Origin of the sequence: Propionicimonas sp. (assembly GCF_049840635.1) — a bacterium.
Lineage (GTDB): Bacteria > Actinomycetota > Actinomycetes > Propionibacteriales > Propionibacteriaceae > Propionicimonas.
The window spans coordinates 1,411,962-1,427,228 of record NZ_JASGKL010000005.1; the positions used below are offsets into that span (position 1 = coordinate 1,411,962).

General features: G+C 72.1%; 14 protein-coding genes. 8 read left to right on the forward strand and 6 right to left on the reverse strand.

The window, feature by feature from the left end:
• Positions 1-10 precede the first annotated feature (10 nt).
• Genes QM779_RS12280 through QM779_RS12290 form a run of 3 tightly spaced genes read left to right on the forward strand, consistent with a single transcriptional unit; the run spans position 11 to position 4,127 of the window.
• A complete protein-coding gene (locus QM779_RS12280) occupies positions 11-367 on the forward strand; it encodes a Beta-galactosidase C-terminal domain (protein WP_428535592.1) in 357 nt (118 codons plus the stop codon).
• Positions 364-2,640 carry an alpha-xylosidase gene (yicI, locus tag QM779_RS12285; RefSeq protein ID WP_428535594.1) on the forward strand — a complete coding sequence of 759 codons (2,277 nt, stop codon included), beginning with the start codon at positions 364-366 and terminating at the stop codon, positions 2,638-2,640. The genes QM779_RS12280 and yicI overlap by 4 nt, the downstream gene beginning before the upstream one ends.
• A gap of 2 nt (positions 2,641-2,642) precedes the next feature.
• Positions 2,643-4,127, forward strand: a complete 1,485-nt coding sequence (locus QM779_RS12290) for a glycoside hydrolase family 43 protein (protein ID WP_428535596.1) — start codon at positions 2,643-2,645, stop codon at positions 4,125-4,127.
• Here the strand turns inward: QM779_RS12290 and QM779_RS12295 are convergent.
• Entirely contained in the window at positions 4,109-5,593 is a 1,485-nt protein-coding gene (locus tag QM779_RS12295; protein WP_428535598.1) for an MFS transporter, read from the reverse strand. The two genes, QM779_RS12290 and QM779_RS12295, sit on opposite strands and share 19 nt — an antisense overlap.
• Before the next feature lie 48 nt (positions 5,594-5,641).
• Here QM779_RS12295 and QM779_RS12300 point away from each other — a divergent pair, with 48 nt between their 5' ends.
• Together QM779_RS12300 and QM779_RS12305 are read left to right on the forward strand one after the other, a co-directional pair.
• Positions 5,642-6,250, forward strand: coding sequence for a TetR/AcrR family transcriptional regulator (locus QM779_RS12300; RefSeq protein WP_428535600.1), 609 nt, complete (start codon positions 5,642-5,644; stop codon positions 6,248-6,250).
• A gap of 340 nt (positions 6,251-6,590) precedes the next feature.
• A complete protein-coding gene (locus QM779_RS12305; RefSeq protein ID WP_428535602.1) occupies positions 6,591-7,331 on the forward strand; it encodes a transposase in 741 nt (246 codons plus the stop codon).
• Between the two features lie 128 nt (positions 7,332-7,459).
• On the opposite strand, the gene QM779_RS12310 is transcribed toward QM779_RS12305, so the two are convergent.
• The 3 genes from QM779_RS12310 to QM779_RS12320 all read right to left on the reverse strand — a co-directional run bounded on the left by QM779_RS12310 (position 7,460) and on the right by QM779_RS12320 (position 10,050).
• Positions 7,460-8,710 carry a M3 family metallopeptidase gene (locus QM779_RS12310; RefSeq protein ID WP_428535604.1) on the reverse strand — a complete coding sequence of 417 codons (1,251 nt, stop codon included), beginning with the start codon at positions 8,708-8,710 and terminating at the stop codon, positions 7,460-7,462.
• The gene (locus tag QM779_RS12315; RefSeq protein WP_428535606.1) at positions 8,664-9,524 is read right to left on the reverse strand and encodes a hypothetical protein; all 861 of its coding nucleotides are present in this window, start codon (positions 9,522-9,524) and stop codon (positions 8,664-8,666) included. The genes QM779_RS12310 and QM779_RS12315 overlap by 47 nt, the downstream gene beginning before the upstream one ends.
• Before the next feature lie 133 nt (positions 9,525-9,657).
• Positions 9,658-10,050, reverse strand: a complete 393-nt coding sequence (locus QM779_RS12320) for a hypothetical protein (protein ID WP_428535608.1) — start codon at positions 10,048-10,050, stop codon at positions 9,658-9,660.
• Between the two features lie 160 nt (positions 10,051-10,210).
• Here QM779_RS12320 and QM779_RS12325 point away from each other — a divergent pair, with 160 nt between their 5' ends.
• Positions 10,211-10,651, forward strand: a complete 441-nt coding sequence (locus QM779_RS12325; protein WP_428535610.1) for a DUF2231 domain-containing protein — start codon at positions 10,211-10,213, stop codon at positions 10,649-10,651.
• A gap of 209 nt (positions 10,652-10,860) precedes the next feature.
• On the opposite strand, the gene QM779_RS12330 is transcribed toward QM779_RS12325, so the two are convergent.
• The gene (locus QM779_RS12330) at positions 10,861-11,523 is read right to left on the reverse strand and encodes a hypothetical protein (protein ID WP_428535612.1); all 663 of its coding nucleotides are present in this window, start codon (positions 11,521-11,523) and stop codon (positions 10,861-10,863) included.
• 117 nt (positions 11,524-11,640) lie between these two features.
• Between QM779_RS12330 and QM779_RS12335 the strand changes: the two genes are divergently transcribed.
• Positions 11,641-12,768 (forward strand): 6-phosphofructokinase, encoded by a 1,128-nt coding sequence (locus tag QM779_RS12335; RefSeq protein ID WP_428535614.1) that lies wholly within the window; start codon positions 11,641-11,643, stop codon positions 12,766-12,768.
• A 14-nt stretch (positions 12,769-12,782) separates the two neighbouring features.
• Positions 12,783-13,604 carry a PhzF family phenazine biosynthesis protein gene (locus QM779_RS12340; RefSeq protein WP_428535616.1) on the forward strand — a complete coding sequence of 274 codons (822 nt, stop codon included), beginning with the start codon at positions 12,783-12,785 and terminating at the stop codon, positions 13,602-13,604.
• Positions 13,605-13,799: 195 nt separating this feature from the next.
• Here QM779_RS12340 and QM779_RS12345 read toward each other — a convergent pair whose 3' ends face one another.
• Entirely contained in the window at positions 13,800-15,044 is a 1,245-nt protein-coding gene (locus QM779_RS12345) for a TolB family protein (RefSeq protein WP_428535618.1), read from the reverse strand.
• Between the last annotated feature and the right edge of the window lie 223 nt (positions 15,045-15,267).

The following is a 15,267-nucleotide window of genomic DNA, read 5'->3' on the forward strand; positions in this document are numbered from 1 at the left end:
GAGAGCCGTCGTGCTGGCCTCCTTCGGGGACGGGGAGCTCGCCGGGCACCCGGCGGCGCTCGCGTCCGCGGACGGGCGGATGCGCTACCTCGCCACCGTCCCGGACGAAGCGTTCCTGGACGCCTGGGTCGCCGGCTGCCTGGAGGCGGCGGGCGTCCCCCCGTTCGACGGACCGTTCACGCTCCCGATCGACGGCATCGAGGCCGCCCGGCGCGGCACCACCACCTTCGTCACCAACCTCGCCGACGAGCCGCGGACCGTGGCGCTGACCCGCGCCTGCACCGACGCGCTCACCGGCGAGCGACTCGAGGGCCTGATCGCCCTCGCGCCACTCGGCAGCCTGATCCTCGAAGAAGGGCAGAAATGAAGTTCACCGACGGCTACTGGCAGGTCCTCCCGGGGATGTCCGTGCTGCGCCCCCGGCAGGTGACCGACGTGGTCGCGACCGACGATGCGCTCACCGTCTACGCGGCCACCCGTCCGCAGTCGGGTCGCGGCGACACCCTCAACTGCCCGATGCTCACGGTCACCTACCGCTCGCCCCTGGAGGGTGTGATCGAGGTCACCGCCACCCACCACGCCGGCGGCCGCGAGCAGGTCCCCGCCTTCCCACTGAGGCGCTGCACCCCGAAGGTCGGGATCACCTCCCCGGACGCCCCCGGCCGGCCGGCCACGTTCACGTCCGGCCCGCTGACCGCCCGGGTGTCCACCGAAGCGGGCTGGCAGGTCGACTTCCTGGCCGGCGACCGCGTCCTCACCTCCTCGGTCGAGCGCAGCATGGGCTCGGTGACCAACGCGGACGCCGACACCTTCTTCTTCGAGCAGCTCAGCCTCGGCATCGGCGCCCACGTCTACGGGCTCGGCGAGCGGTTCGGCACGTTCGTGAAGAACGGCCAGTCGATCGACATCTGGAACGAGGACGGCGGGACCGCGTCCGACCAGGCGTACAAGAACGTCCCGTTCTACCTGACCGACGCCGGCTACGGCGTGTTCGTGAACCACCCCGAGCGGGTCTCGTTCGAGATCGGCACCGAGGTCGTCTCGCGCTGCCAGTTCTCGGTGCCGGGCGAGTCGCTGAGCTACTTCGTCATCTACGGGCCGACGCCGAAGGAGATCCTGCGCCGCTACACCGCGCTGACCGGACGTCCGGCGCAGGTGCCGACGTGGTCGTACGGGCTGTGGCTGTCGACGTCCTTCACCACCGACTACGACGAGGCGACCGTCTCGGGCTTCGTCGAGGAGATGGCCCGGCGCGACCTGCCGCTGTCGGTGTTCCACTTCGACTGCTTCTGGATGCGGCAATTCCACTGGTGCGACTTCGTCTGGGACCCGGCCACGTTCCCCGACCCCGAGGGCATGCTGGCCCGGCTGCACGACCGCGGCCTGAAGATCTCGGTGTGGATCAACCCCTACATCGCTCAGCGCTCGCACCTGTTCGAGGAGGGCAAGCGGCTCGGCTACCTGGTCCGGACGCCGTCCGGGGACGTGTGGCAGTGGGACATGTGGCAGGCCGGCATGGGCCTGGTCGACTTCACCAACCCGGACGCGAAGGCCTGGTTCCAGGACCAGCTTCGGCGCCTCGTGGGGCAGGGGGTGGACGCGTTCAAGACCGACTTCGGTGAGCGGATCCCCACCGATGTGGTCTGGCACGACGGCTCGAACCCGCAGCGGATGCACAACTACTACACGCAGCTCTACAACGAGGCCGTGTTCGAGGTGCTCACCGAGGCCAGGGGCGAAGGGGACGCGGTCGTGTTCGCCCGGTCCGCCACCTCCGGCGGGCAGAGCTTCCCCGTCCACTGGGGCGGTGACTGCGAGTCGACGTTCGTCGCGATGGCCGAGTCGCTGCGCGGCGGGCTGTCGCTGGCCGCGTCCGGCTTCGGGTTCTGGAGCCACGACATCGGCGGCTTCGAGGGGACGCCCGACCCGACGGTGTTCAAGCGCTGGGTGGCGTTCGGGCTGCTGTCCTCGCACAGCCGGCTGCACGGGTCGGACTCCTACCGGGTGCCGTGGGCGTTCGACGAGGAGGCCGTCGAGGTCACCCGGAAGTTCACACACCTGAAGTACCGGCTGATGCCCTACCTGGCCGGGCTCGGACGGGTCGCGCACGCCGAGGGCGTGCCGGTGATGCGTCCGATGGTGCTGGAGTTCCCGTCCGACCGCTCTGCGGCGCTGGCCGACACCCAGTACATGCTCGGGGACGCGCTGCTGGTCGCCCCGGTGTTCAGCACCGACGGCGCGGTCGAGTACTGGCTGCCGTCGGGCACGTGGACGCGGGTCTCGGACGGCGAGAAGGTGGTCGGCGGCCGTTGGGTCGCGGAGACCCACGAGCTGGACAGCTTGCCGTTGCTGGCGCGGCCGGGTTCGGTGGTCGCCTGGGGCGCGCGGACCGACCGTCCCGACTACGAGTACGCCGACGGCGTCGTGCTGGAGTTCTTCGAGCCCGCCGAGGGTTCTGCCGGCGAGTTCTCCGTCCCCACCGCGGACGGCCGCGAGGTGGCGGCGACGTTCGTCTGGGCGGTCCGCGACGGCGTCCTCGAGGTGCGCTCGGACGCCGCGACGCCCTGGCAGGTGAGGGTGGGCGCCGAGGTCCAGACGCCCGCTGGCGGGCGGGCGTCCGTGCGGCTCGGCGGGGAGTGACCGTGCCGGACGGACCGGCAGGGAGCGTCCCGATCGTCGCCGGGTTCTTCCCCGACCCCAGCATCTGCCGGGTCGACCACACCTATTACCTGGCCCACTCCAGCTTCGAGTACTTCCCGGCCGTGCCACTGCACGCCAGCGAGGACCTGGTCACCTGGGAGCCGATCGGCCACGTCTACACCGACCCCGCGCACCTCGACCTGTCCGGCAGCCCGTCCAGCGGCGGCGTCTTCGCGCCCACCCTCCGGCACCACGACGGCGCGTTCTACCTGATCACCTCCGACGTGGGCTCCTACGGCGGCGGCCACCTGATCACCAGGGCGCCCGCCGCGACCGGGCCGTGGAGCCGCCCCGTCCGCACCGGCTGGGCCGTCGGCATCGATCCGGACCTGTTCTGGGACGTCGACGGCACCTGCCACCTGACCTGGTCGGGCGAGGTGGACGGCGCCGCTGGGCTGCTCTCCGCCCCGGTTGACCCGGCGACGGGTGCGCAGCTCGGCGAGGTCCGCAGGGTGTGGCAGGGGTCGGGGCTGGCGTATCCCGAGGGGCCGCACCTGTTCCGTCGCGGCGACCACTACTACCTCCTGATCGCCGAGGGCGGCACCGAGCGCGGCCACTGCGTGAGCGTCGCCCGCGCGACGTCGCTCGACGGTCCGTGGGAGGCGTGCCCGGGCAACCCGGTCCTCAGCCACCGCAGCACGACCCACCCCGTCCAGAACACCGGTCACGCCGACCTGGTGCAGACCCCCGACGGGGAGTGGGCGCTGTGCTACCTGGGCGCGCGGCCGCGCGGCGCGACGCCCGGCTTCCACGTGAACGGACGCGAGACGTTCCTCGCCGGCGTCGACTGGGTGGACGGCTGGCCGGTGGTCGACGAGGGCCGGTACCCGGTACCCGCCGCCGACCACGGCTTCGTCGACCGGTTCGAGCAGCCCGCGCTGCACCCGCGCTGGGTCTCCCCGCGGGGGTTGTCCACGAGTCTGGTCACGCCGGGCGAGCCCGGGATCGTGCTGGCGCCCGCCGACGCCGACGGCTTCTCCGGGCCGGTGCTCTGCGTCCGGGCGCGCGACGCGGCGTGGACGGCCTGGGCGGAGGTGCGCGGTGAGGGCGGCGTCCCTGCGCTGCAGGTGCACCTGGCCACGGACTACTGGGCGGAGGTCCGCCGCGAACGGGACGAGGCGGTGGCCGAGGTGTGCGTGGCCGGGCTGCGCCACGAGCTCGGCCGCGTCGCCGCGCCGGGAGGGACGGGAGCGGCGGGATCGTCCGCGGTCCTCGAGGTCGCGTCCGTCGTCCCGTCCTCGAGTGGCGGGCCGGACGACGTGGTGCTCCGCGTCCGGGACGACGACGGCGTGGTCGAGGTCGGGCGGATCGACGGGCGGCTGCTCTCCACCGAGGTGGCCGGCGGCTTCACCGGCCGCACGATCGGGGTGCGGGCCGTCGGCGGCGCGGTGCGCGTGACCGGGTTCGGCTACTCGCCGGAGAGCTGAGGATCGGCCGCGTCCGCCGTGGCTTTCCGGGCGCGCAGCATTCCCCAACTCACGAGGGCCGCGGCGACCGCGGTGAGGACGAGGCCCGCGACCACGACCGACAGCCGGAACTCGGCCGTCTGCTGCGGCGTCCAGCCGGACGTGGCCACGCTGCCGGTGAACAGGGCGGCGAGGATCGTCCCTGCGACGGCGATCCCGACGGCGGAGGTCACCTCGCTCGCCGTGTCGGTGAGGGCGGCTCCGATCGTGGAGCGGTTGGCGGGGAGGCCGCGCAGCACGTTCGTCCCCGCGACCACGCCCACCACACGGAGCCCGGCCGCGACGAGGACGAGGGCGAGCGCGACCCAGCCGTAGCCCAGCGTGCCGAGCACGGCGTAGACCGCGAGGCCGGCGACGACGGCGAGCGCGCTCAGCCAGGCCGCGCGCTCGAAGCCGACCTTCCGCAGGAACGGCGTGACGAAGGCGCTGCCGGCGAGGAGGACGACGACCTGGGGAAGCATGCCGAGCGCGGCGAGCGCGGGCGGCCAGCCCCAGTCGAGCTGGAGCTGGAGGGTGACCAGGTAGCCCAGGCCCGCCGTCGCGAGGCTCGCCGCGGCCTTGTAGGCGAGGCCGCTGGACACCAGCGGGTGGCCGACCAGCTGGAGGTCGAGGAGCGGGTGCCGGGCCGTCCGCTCACGGACGACGAAGGCAGCCAGGGCCAGCACGGTCGCACCGGTGCCCACCCATGGGAGCCACGCGCCGGCGCCCTCCTCGACGAACAGTGTGGGCGTGACGAGCGCGAGGACGATGGCGAGCGTGCCGAGCACGGCGCCGGCGACGTCCACGGGGTCGCGGTGGAGTTCGGACGGGGCGTCCGCGGCGACCCCGAACCGGATCCCGATGATCGCGAGCAGGGCGACCGGGACGTTCACGAGCAGCAGGACCTGCCACGGGGCGACCGCCAGGACGAGCCCGCCGGCCGTGGGGCCGATCGCGAGGCCGGCGAGACCGACCGTCGAGATGACGGTGATCGCGCGCACCCGGAGGTCGTCGTCGTCGAAGAGCCGGAAGGCGAGCGCCATCGAGCCGGGCGTGGTCATGGCCGCGGCGACGCCCATCGCGACGCGGACGGCGATCAGCTGGCCGGCGGTGGCGACGAAGGCGGTGGCGAGACTCGCGGCACCGAGCAGGACGAGGCCGACCAGCATGACGCGGCGGCGTCCGCACCGGTCTGCGACGGCGCCGAAGACCAGCATCAGGCCGCCGAACACGACCGCGTAGGCGCTGGTGACCCACTGCAGGGCGGTGGTCGAGGCGTGCAGCTCGCGTCCGATGGTGGGCAGGGCGACGTTGAGGATCGAGTTGTCGAGCATCTCGAACAGGAAGACGGCGGACAGCCCGGCGAGGGCCACCCACGCCTCCTTCAGGGATCGGGGAGGACGACGGCGGGGGCCGGTCTCGGGGAGAATGTCGGTGGGCTGGGACACGCGAGTAGCTTAACTGACTATCTTTAGTGACACAAGAAGTGGGGATGGATGCCGAGGACCGGAGCGCGCGGCGGGCCGGAGACGCGGCGCAGGATCGCGGGGATCGCGTCCGGGATGTTCCTGGAGCGGGGCTTCGACGAGGTGACCGTGGCCGAGGTCGCCCGGGCGGCCGGCGTGTCGAGCGTGACGGTGTTCAACCACTTCCCGCGCAAGGAGGACCTGTTCCTCGACCGGGCGTTCGACGCGGGCGAGCTGCTGCGCGCCGCGGTCCGCGACCGTCCGGAGGGGACGGACGCGCTGGCGTCCCTGCGGACGATGACGCTGGGCCTGGTGGATTCGGGGCACGCGCTGTCCGGGGTGGACCACCGCTCCGTCCCGTTCTTCCGGACGGTGGCCGACTCGCCCGCGCTGGTGTCACGGGCCAGGGAGATCGCCGACGAGCTGGAGCGGACGCTGGCCGACGAGCTCGAGCGCGATGCGTCCTTCGACGGCGACCCGGCGCTGCTCGCCGCGCTGTTCATGGCCGGCTACCGCACGGTCATGGTCGCCACCGCCCGCCGCCTCCTCGCCGGCGCACGGACCGAGGACGTCGTCGACGCCCACCGGGCCCGCTTCGAGTCCCTCTTCGACACGCTCCGCCACGGCCTCACCCCCTGACCGGCACGCTGGGGACGGTTCCTAACGTGCCACATCACCCGCGCGGCACGATGGGGACGGTTCCTAACGTGCCACATCACCCGCGCGGCACGATGGGGACGGTTCCTAACGTGCCGCTTTGCCCTCAGGAGGACGCCGCACCGCCCGAATCGATCGATCACCGAGCTCCGCGGACGCGGCGGCTCCGTCGTCCACAGCCGGACGTGGCACCCCGAGTTATCCACAGATCGTCCCGTGACCATCGCCGACCACTTCCCACCGACTTACGCTCAGCCTTCACAGATGGAGGTGAGCCGTGCCCAGACATGCTCGACAACTCGCCGAGTCGGGGATCTATCACGTGACGCTACGAGGAGTGAACCGGGACGCGATCTTCCTCGAGGACGCCGACTACCTGCGGTTCCTCGACATGCTGTCCACCGTTCAGACGATCTCGGGGTGCCGGGTTCTCGCATACTGCCTGATGCCCAACCACGTCCACCTCGTGCTGCTCGCCCGCGACGAACCGATCGGACTGGTGGTCAAACGCCTCGCGGTCCGCTACGCGGGCTGGTTCAACTACCGGTACGGACGGGTGGGACACCTCTTCCAGGACCGATTCGGGAGCCGTCCCGTCGAGACCGACTCCTACCTGGCCACCCTGATCCGATACGTCTGGGCCAACCCCGTGGCGTCAGGCCTCGTGACACGAAGCGAGGACTATCCGTGGAGCAGTCGACGTCTCGCCGGCAGGCCGTCCGCCTTGGTGGACGAGGACGCGCTGGTGCAGCTTCTGCCACCGGGCGCACTGGAGGCCTTGATGCGTGAGCCGGACGCCACGATCCCGATCTGGGAGGTCTTCCCTGATGATCACGTCGACCTCACCGACGAGGAGGCGTCCGAACTGCTCCGGGCAAGCTGCGGTGCTGACGGCCCGGAGGACTTCGCCATCCTCCCCAAACCGGATCGCCGGCGCGCCATCTGCGAGCTGCGAACGCGGTCGATCAGCTACGGCCAACTCGCCCGGATCACGGGGATGAGCAAGTCCAACGTCCGCCGGCTGCACATCAGCATGACGGGCGGCCCCGTGGGCTCGGATTGACGGCCGGACATCAGGACGACAGTCAGGCGGCACGACAGGAACCGTCCCCAGCGTGCCAAGTGACGCGGAAGAGAGCGGGCTGACCGCGTACGCGGCACGATAGGAACCGTCCCCAGCGTGCCGGGGGGTCAGGCGTCGAGGCCGCGGCGGCGGAGCAGGTGGACGAGGTCGGGGTCCTGGCCGCGGTAGTCGCGGAAGCTGTCCATCGCGTCCACCGAGCCGCCCTTCGCGAGCAGGTGGCGACGGAACCGTTCGCCGTTCTCGCGGGTCAGGCCGCCGCTGGCTGTCATGAACGCCGCGGTGTCCGCGTCCAGCACCTCGGACCAGATGTAGGAGTAGTAGCCCGCGTCGTAGCCACCCTCGAAGGTGTGCCGGAAGTACGTCGTCCGGTACCGCGGGGGCACCAGGTCGTAGTCCAGCCCGACGGACGCCAGCGCCGCGTGCTCGAACGCCTCCACCTGCTCCGGATCGGTGGGCAGCTCGTCCAGCGGCGTCCGGTGCCAGACCTGGTCGAGCAGCGCGGCGCCGAGGTACTCGGTCGTCTTGAAGCCCTGCTGGAAGAGCGTCGACGTCCGCAGCGTCTCCACCCAGGCCGCAGGCATCGGCTCGCCGGTCGCGTGGTGGATCGCGTACTTCGGCAGGATCTCGGGATCCAGCGCCCACATCTCGTTCACCTGCGACGGGTACTCGACGAAGTCGCGCGGCGTCTCGGTGCCCGACTGGGACGCGTACCGCGTGTCCGACAGCAGCCCGTGCAGCGCGTGCCCGAACTCGTGGAACAGCGTGATCACGTCGTCCCACGTCATCAGGGTCGGCTCCCCTGCCGGCGGCTTGACGAGGTTCGAGTTGTTCATCACGACCGGCAGCTGGTCCAGTAGGTGGTTCTGGTCGACCATGTTGTTCATCCACGCCCCGCCCTGCTTGCCGGGACGGGTGTAGAAGTCGGCCGCGAACAGGCCGATCGGCGTGCCGTCAGCGTCCTTCACCTCGAACACTCGTACTTCATCGTTGTACCCGATCAGGTCGACGCGCTCGGTGAACGTGATCCCGTACAGGCCGTTCGCCGCCGCGAAGACGCCATCGTGCAGCACCCGCTCCAGTTCGAGGTAGGGACGCAGCAGGCTCGCGTCCAGGCTGTACCGCTCGGTGCGGACCAGTTCGGCGACGAACTGCCAGTCCCAGGCGGCCAGCGGCGCGTCCGGCTCGATCCGGCGCCAGACCTCCTCCATCTCGGCCGCCTCGGCCCGCGCGTTGGCGACGGCGGGCGGGGCGAGCCTCGTCAGCAGGTCCCAGACCGCCTCGCCCGTCCGCGCGCACGCGTCCGCGGCGACGTCAGGAGGCGTGGTTGGGGAACCCCAGCAGCAGCGCCCGTTCGGCACGCAGCCGGGCCATCTCGACCACGAGCGCCCGCGTGTCATGCTCGCCACCCCAGCCTCGCGAGACCGAGGCGAGGTGGAGCCGGTGGCGCAGGTCCCGGTTCTTCAGGACGTCCAGTGGCCGCTGGCCCGAGGTGTTGTCGAGCTCGATCAGCCAGCCGCCGTCGTGGCCGCGGTCGGCCGCGCGGTCCCTGGCGCCCGAGACCTCTGCCGGGCTGAGGCCGTCCAGTTCCGCGACGTCGCTGACCAGGACGGCGCCGGCGTTCAGGCCGGCCAGCGCCTCGCGTCCGAACGCCGACTGGAGCTCGGCGAGGCGATGGTTGAGCGCGCGGAGCCGGACCTGTTCCGCCTCGGCGAGGTTGACGCCGTTCCGTTCGAAGGCGAGCAGCTTGCGCTCCAGCCAGTAGGCGGACGCAGGGTCGAGCTCGACCTCCCCGGCCTCGACGCGGCGCGCCAGCGCCGCCACCCTGTCGTACAGCGTGCGGTCGAGATGGATCGCATCGCTGTGCGCGGCCAACTGCGGGGCCACCGCCTCCTCGACGGCGTCCAGGACCTCGTTCGTGTCGGCAGGCTGCTTGGTGAAGAACGCGCTCAGCGACCGGGCGAGCAGGCGTCCGGACGACTCCCACGCCTCGATCACGTTCGCGACCGTGGCCGGCTCGGGATCAGCGGCGATCGCCGCGAGTTCGGCGAGGTGTTCCGCCATGCCCGCCTCGATCGCCGGCTGGTAGTCGGCGTCGGTGATGGCGGCGAAGTCGGGCAGCTCGAACGGCAGGGTGGACGGGGAGACGAACGGGTTCGTGGGATCCAGCGACATGCCGTCCATCCTGACACGCCGCGGGGAGCCACGGCGGGCCTCGGCCCGGCAGGAGCGTGACGCGATCCCGCCACTCGACGACCCGATGGTGACTCCGGACGTCTCGTGGGCGCCACCGAATGGCAGGATAGCGTCAGGCGGCGTCGCGACGACGAGGGACGCAGCCGAGCAGGAGGACGAACGCCACCACGTTGGCGGCGAGGACGCCCCAGTCCAGCCAGCTCATGTCGACGGTGAGGCCGAGGACGGCGGCCACCGCGCACACGACGATCGCGAGGACGTGCCCCACCCGCGACTGCCGGACGACGGCCCGGGTGAGCAGCAGGTACGCGCCCGCGACGAGGGCGAGGAACACCCCGAACAGGCCGCTGATGACGGCGTCGAACGACGGGAAGAAGTAGAGCCGCACCGCCAGGGCGACGTACAGCGCGGCCAGCACGCCCAACAGGACCACGGCGAGGAGCCGCGTCCGGGCCCGGCGCACAGACGTGGGGCCGGGGGACGGCGCGGCGGAGGTCGTTGGCACGAGCCCCACGGTAGTCCGGCCGGCGTCCCGCACGCGCGCTTCCGGGAGCGTCCGCGGCCACGAGGGCACGTGGGGACGGTTCCTCTGGACCGGCCTGTGCGGAGGCTGTGAATATCGGGTTCCCCTTGTGGTGCGCCTCCGACTGGTTGAAGAATCAACCATGACCATCTTCGGATTGCCACTGCACGTCCTGGTCGTCCACGCGGCCGTCGTGCTGCTGCCGCTGGCCGCGCTCGGCACCCTGCTGATCGCGGTGTCGGCCCGCGCCCGCAAGCGCTACGGCTCGCTCGTGGTGCTCGGTTCCTTCGTCGCCGCCGGGTCCGTCGTGCTCGCCCGCCTGTCCGGGGAGTCGCTGAACGGCGGCACCCAGGCGGGTCCCGGCTGGCTCGGGGTTCACGTGACGTGGGGCCTGCTCGCGCCGTGGCCCGCCGTGGCGCTCGCCGTCACGTCCCTGCCGCTGGTCCTTGCCGGACGCGGCAAGAGCCGGCCCTTCCTGATCACCGCCGCCCTGCTCTCGGTGGTGTCCGCCCTGGCCAGCATCGCGATCATCGTCGTCGTCGGCCACGCCGGGGCCGAGGCGGTGTGGGGCTCGAACGCCTGAGCGCTGAGGGCGTGAGTACCTGACGGCGGCCCTTCGTGACGCCGGGGCTCGTTCCTCACCCCGGCTCCTCAGGGACCGTGGACACCAGCCACCCACCCGACCCCTGCTCCTCAGGGACCGTGGAACACCAGCCACCACGTCATCCCGGGCTTGACCCGGGATCTCCGCGTCCGTCCGGTCGCCACGGTCGCAGCCGGAGCGGCGCCGGGCTACTCGCAGGTGCTGAAGGCGCCGGCCTGCATGTGGTCGGGCTTGTTGCCGGCGCCCACGAAGAAGATCTTGTTCGGGAGGATGAAGCGCTTGCTGCCGTCGCCCAGGCCGAGGTCCTTCGTCTTCCCTTCCGGGTACTTCGCCTTCAGCTCGCTGAACGTGAGGTCGAGCGGCACGTCGTCCTGCACCGACATCCCCTCAGCGAGCGTGGCGCCCTCGCTCACGCCCCACGCGGCCAGCGTCCGGGGGGATTTCTTCGACCCGTCCTTCGCGTCGTACTCCACCCAGAAGGTGCCCCACGAGACCGTCCTCGCCCACGGGCTGGACTCGTCCAGCTCGCACTTGATGCCCTGGTTGCTCTCGTCGGCGTCCCCGAGCGTCGCCTCCAGCAGCGCGGTGACGTCAACCTCCTTGGCCCCGAACGCGTAGGCGCCGATCCCGTCGCCCCGGAGCTGGATGTCGTCCTGCTCCGCCGGCGTGCTGGACGCGCTCGTCGTCGGCGTGGGCGTGGGCGTCGCAGTGAGCGAGGGGGTGGCGGACGCCGTCGTCACCACCGGCGAGGGGGACGACGAACCGGGAGTCGTCGCAGGCGGGGTGGCCGCGCAACCAACGAGCCCGAGACCGAGCAGCGCGATCAGCAGCCGTGCCGGACGAGTGCGCATCGGGTCCCCCTGTCGTTTCGTGCTCGCACCCCCACCCTGCCAGCAACCGACCCATCGCCGCCACGCCCGCCACCCGTTAACCTGAAGCCGTTCCAGACCGACACCCCGGGGGTTGAGATGACGCAGGCGAAGAGGCGGATCGGCATCCTCACGGCGGGCGGCGACAGCCCCGGCCTCAACGCGGCCATCCGTGGCTTCGGGAAGGCGGCGATCCGGAACGGCTGGGAGCTCCTGGGCTACCGGGACGGGATCCGCGGCCTGGTCGACAACCGCTACTCCGTCCTCGATTCGGGGGCGTTGTCCGGCATCCTCACGATCGGCGGGACGATCCTGGGCACCAGCCGGGACAAGGTGCACCGGATGGTCGTGGACGGGGAGTCCGTCGACATGCGTCCCCGGGTCGTGGAGAACTGTGCGAAGGAGGGCGTCGACACGCTCGTCCTGCTCGGCGGCGGGGGGACGGCGAAGAACGCGATGCGCCTCGCCGAAGCGGGCCTCAACGTGGTCACGCTGCCCAAGACCATCGACAACGACATCGCCCGCACCGACACCACGTTCGGCTTCGCGACCGCGATGGAGATCGCGACCGAGGCCGTCGACCGGCTGCACAGCACCGCGCACAGCCACCACCGGATCATCCTCACCGAGATCATGGGCCACCGCGCCGGCTGGTTGACCCTCGGCGCGGGCATCGCCGGCGGCGCCGACATCATCCTGCTGCCCGAGATCCCGTACTCGGTCGACAGCGTCGCGGAGACCATCAAGCACCGGCTGAACCGCGGCAGCACCTTCAGCGTCGTCGCGGTCGCCGAGGGCGCCCGCGACATGCAGGATGCCGCCGACTACGAGGCGGCCCAGCTGCTGGTGCGGGCGGCGAAGACGCCCGAGGCGGCTCGCGCGGCCCGCGCGCACCTGGCCAACGTCGAGGACGCGCAGCGCGAGCACACCTTCAAGCTCGCCCGTGAGCTGGAGGCCGCCACCGGCCTGGAGTCCCGGGTCTCGATCCTCGGCTACGTGCAGCGCGGGGGTATCCCGTGCGCCGCCGACCGGCTGCTCGCGTCCCGGCTCGGCACCGCGGCGGCCGCCGCCGTCGAGGAGGGCCACTACGGCGTGATGGTGGCCGCCCGCGGCGAGGGGACGGAGCTCGTCCCGCTCGAGGAGGTCGCCGGCCAGCTCAAGCTCGTCCCCGCCGACCACGAGTGGGTGCAGACGGCCCGCAAGCTCGGCACCGGCCTCGGCGACTGACCGGGGACGCAGGGATGGGACGCCGCTTCACCCAGGTCGACGTGTTCGGCGACGGCGGCGTGACCGGGAACCCGCTGGCCGTCGTGCACGACGCGGCCGGGCTCGACGACGCGGCGATGCAGGCGTTCGCGGCGTGGACGAACCTGTCGGAGACCACGTTCCTGCTGCCTCCGACCGCTCCGGGCGCCGACTACCGCGTCCGCATCTTCACCGTCGACGGGGAACTGCCCTTCGCCGGCCACCCGACCCTCGGCAGCGCCCACGCGTGGCTGACGGCCGGCGGGGTGCCGCGGCGGGCCGACGAGGTCGTCCAGGAGTGCGGCGTGGGCCTCGTCCGCGTGCGCAGGGACGCCGACCGCCTCGCGTTCGCCGCTCCTCCGCGGCGGCGCACCGGGCCGCTGGACGAGGGACACCTGGCGGTGGCCGAGGCGGCGCTCGGCAGCAGCAGGTCGGAGTGGGTCGCGCACGAGTGGGGCGACAACGGGCCGCCCTGGATGATGGTCGAGTTCGAGGACGCGGCCGCCGTCCGCGCCGCCTGGGTCGACCGCACCCAGCTCGGCCGCCACGACCACCTCGGCCTGGTCGGACGCAGCGACGACGGCTACGCCTACGAGGTGCGGGGCTTCCTCGCCCACGACGAGGACCCGGTGACCGGCAGCCTCAACGCCGCCGTCGCCCAGTGGCTGCGCGGACGCGGGGAGGTGCCCGCCCGTTATGTCGCGACGCAGGGTTCGCAGGTCGGCCGCCACGGCGAGGTGTTCGTCGACGACGACGGCGTCGACCTCTGGATCGGCGGACGCACCCGCACGGTGATCAGCGGCGACGTCGAGCTCTGAGGGGCGAGACGCCCAGATCACTGGTGGCGGGAAGGCGAGATCCCGGGTCAAGCCCGGGATGACAAGAGGCGACCTGGACGACCAGATCCCGGGTCAAGCCCGCGATGACAAGAGGCGACCTGGACGACCAGATCCCGGGTCAAGCCCGCGATGACAAGAGGCGACCGGGATCTGTCTGTCCGGGCCGCGACCGGCTCAGCCGGCGTCGACCAGCTCGCGGGACACGGCGGGGGCGAAGTCGGGGGTGCTGGCGAAGCGGACGCGCAGGTGGGTGGCGTCCTGACCGGCGGGGAGGGCGAACTCGAAACTGCCGTCACCGGCGGTGACGACGGTCGCCGCGTCCGTCCACGTGCTGCCGTCCGGCGAGGACTCCAGCGTCACGTCGACGCCCACGACGGGGACGGCGCCGGTGCCGGTGAGCCGGCCCGTGACGCCCTTCCCGCCGGTCTCGTCGATCGCACCGAGTCCGACGACCAGCCGGGGCGGCGTGATCGACCGCTGGACGAGCCGGGTGCCGCCCGCCACGGCGTCGGCGTAGAGGACCCGGGTGCCGGAGATGGTCGGGGAGCCGGTCCAGCCGTCGCCGCGGGTGACCTGGACCTCCACGCCGCTGGCGACGTCGTAGAGGAACACCTCGGTGTCGCCGTGGCCGAACCGTCCGTCCGCCCAGACGATGCGACCGTCCGACACCTCGGGGGTCGACCGCGCGCCCGCCGCGGTCGCGACCGTCGTGCGCTCCTGCGTGGCGAGGTCGAGGGCGTAGACGCCGTCCCCGTCCTGCCAGACCACCAGCCCGTCGTCCACCCTGGGACCGGAAGGCTGTGACGGCGTGCTGGTCACGGGCGTCTCGACGTCGGTGGCCAGGTCGAGGGCGTACACCTGCGCGGCGCCCGTGCGGTCGTCCGCCCAGACGACGACGTCGCCGGAGATGTCGCAGGTGGCCGCACTCGCCGTGGCGGGCGACACCACCCGGTCGGCGCCGGTGCGCAGGTTGTAGACATGGATGCGGTCGGCCGCGGTGTAGCAGACCCGCGTCCCCGCGATGGACGGGTCGGTGGCGCCGGCGGCGAGGAGCAGAGGGGCGTCCGCGGCGTCGAGGTTGACGTAGCGGACGCCGGTGGCGTCGGTCCAGACCACCCTGCTGCCTGAGATCGCGGCCCGCCCGGTGGCGGAGTGGTCGGGGGTCAGGACGCGGTCGGCACCGGTCGCGAGGTCACGGACGCGGACGTCCTGGCCCGAGGAGGAGTCCACCGCGGTGTAGACGACCCGGGACCCGGACAACTGCGGCCACTGCTCGGTTGTGCCGCCCGCTGTGACCATGCGTTCGTTGCCGAGCCAGTCCGCAGAGGCGAGGCCCGGGCACGCCGACCACGCGACGGTGACCAACAGGCCCCCCGCCACGAGGGGACGGAACCATCCGCCCGGCTTGCCGCGTGCCACTCGTGACCCCTCACTGCACCGCGATCCGATCCCACGAGGCTAACCCCGAACCCTGTGGACCGAAATACCCCGACAGGGTGACGCCCGGTGGAGGGACTGCCACCCCCGGGGAGGTATCAGGGCGACGGCTATCCGGCACCGACCACGGACGACCGTCGGAATTGCGCTGTCGTTGCCCGGGACGGCCCCAGAAGGGGTTCGCCAGGCCATCGAGTGCGCAATT

Coding starts and splice junctions, on each gene's coding strand:
- yicI (WP_428535594.1), top strand. CDS start 364: ATGAAGTTCACCGACGGCTACTGGCAGGTCCTCCCGGGGATGTCCGTG.
- QM779_RS12300 (WP_428535600.1), top strand. CDS start 5,642: ATGCCGAGGACCGGAGCGCGCGGCGGGCCGGAGACGCGGCGCAGGATC.
- QM779_RS12315 (WP_428535606.1), bottom strand. CDS start 9,524: ATGTCGCTGGATCCCACGAACCCGTTCGTCTCCCCGTCCACCCTGCCG.
- QM779_RS12325 (WP_428535610.1), top strand. CDS start 10,211: ATGACCATCTTCGGATTGCCACTGCACGTCCTGGTCGTCCACGCGGCC.
- QM779_RS12330 (WP_428535612.1), bottom strand. CDS start 11,523: ATGCGCACTCGTCCGGCACGGCTGCTGATCGCGCTGCTCGGTCTCGGG.
- QM779_RS12335 (WP_428535614.1), top strand. CDS start 11,641: ATGACGCAGGCGAAGAGGCGGATCGGCATCCTCACGGCGGGCGGCGAC.
- QM779_RS12340 (WP_428535616.1), top strand. CDS start 12,783: ATGGGACGCCGCTTCACCCAGGTCGACGTGTTCGGCGACGGCGGCGTG.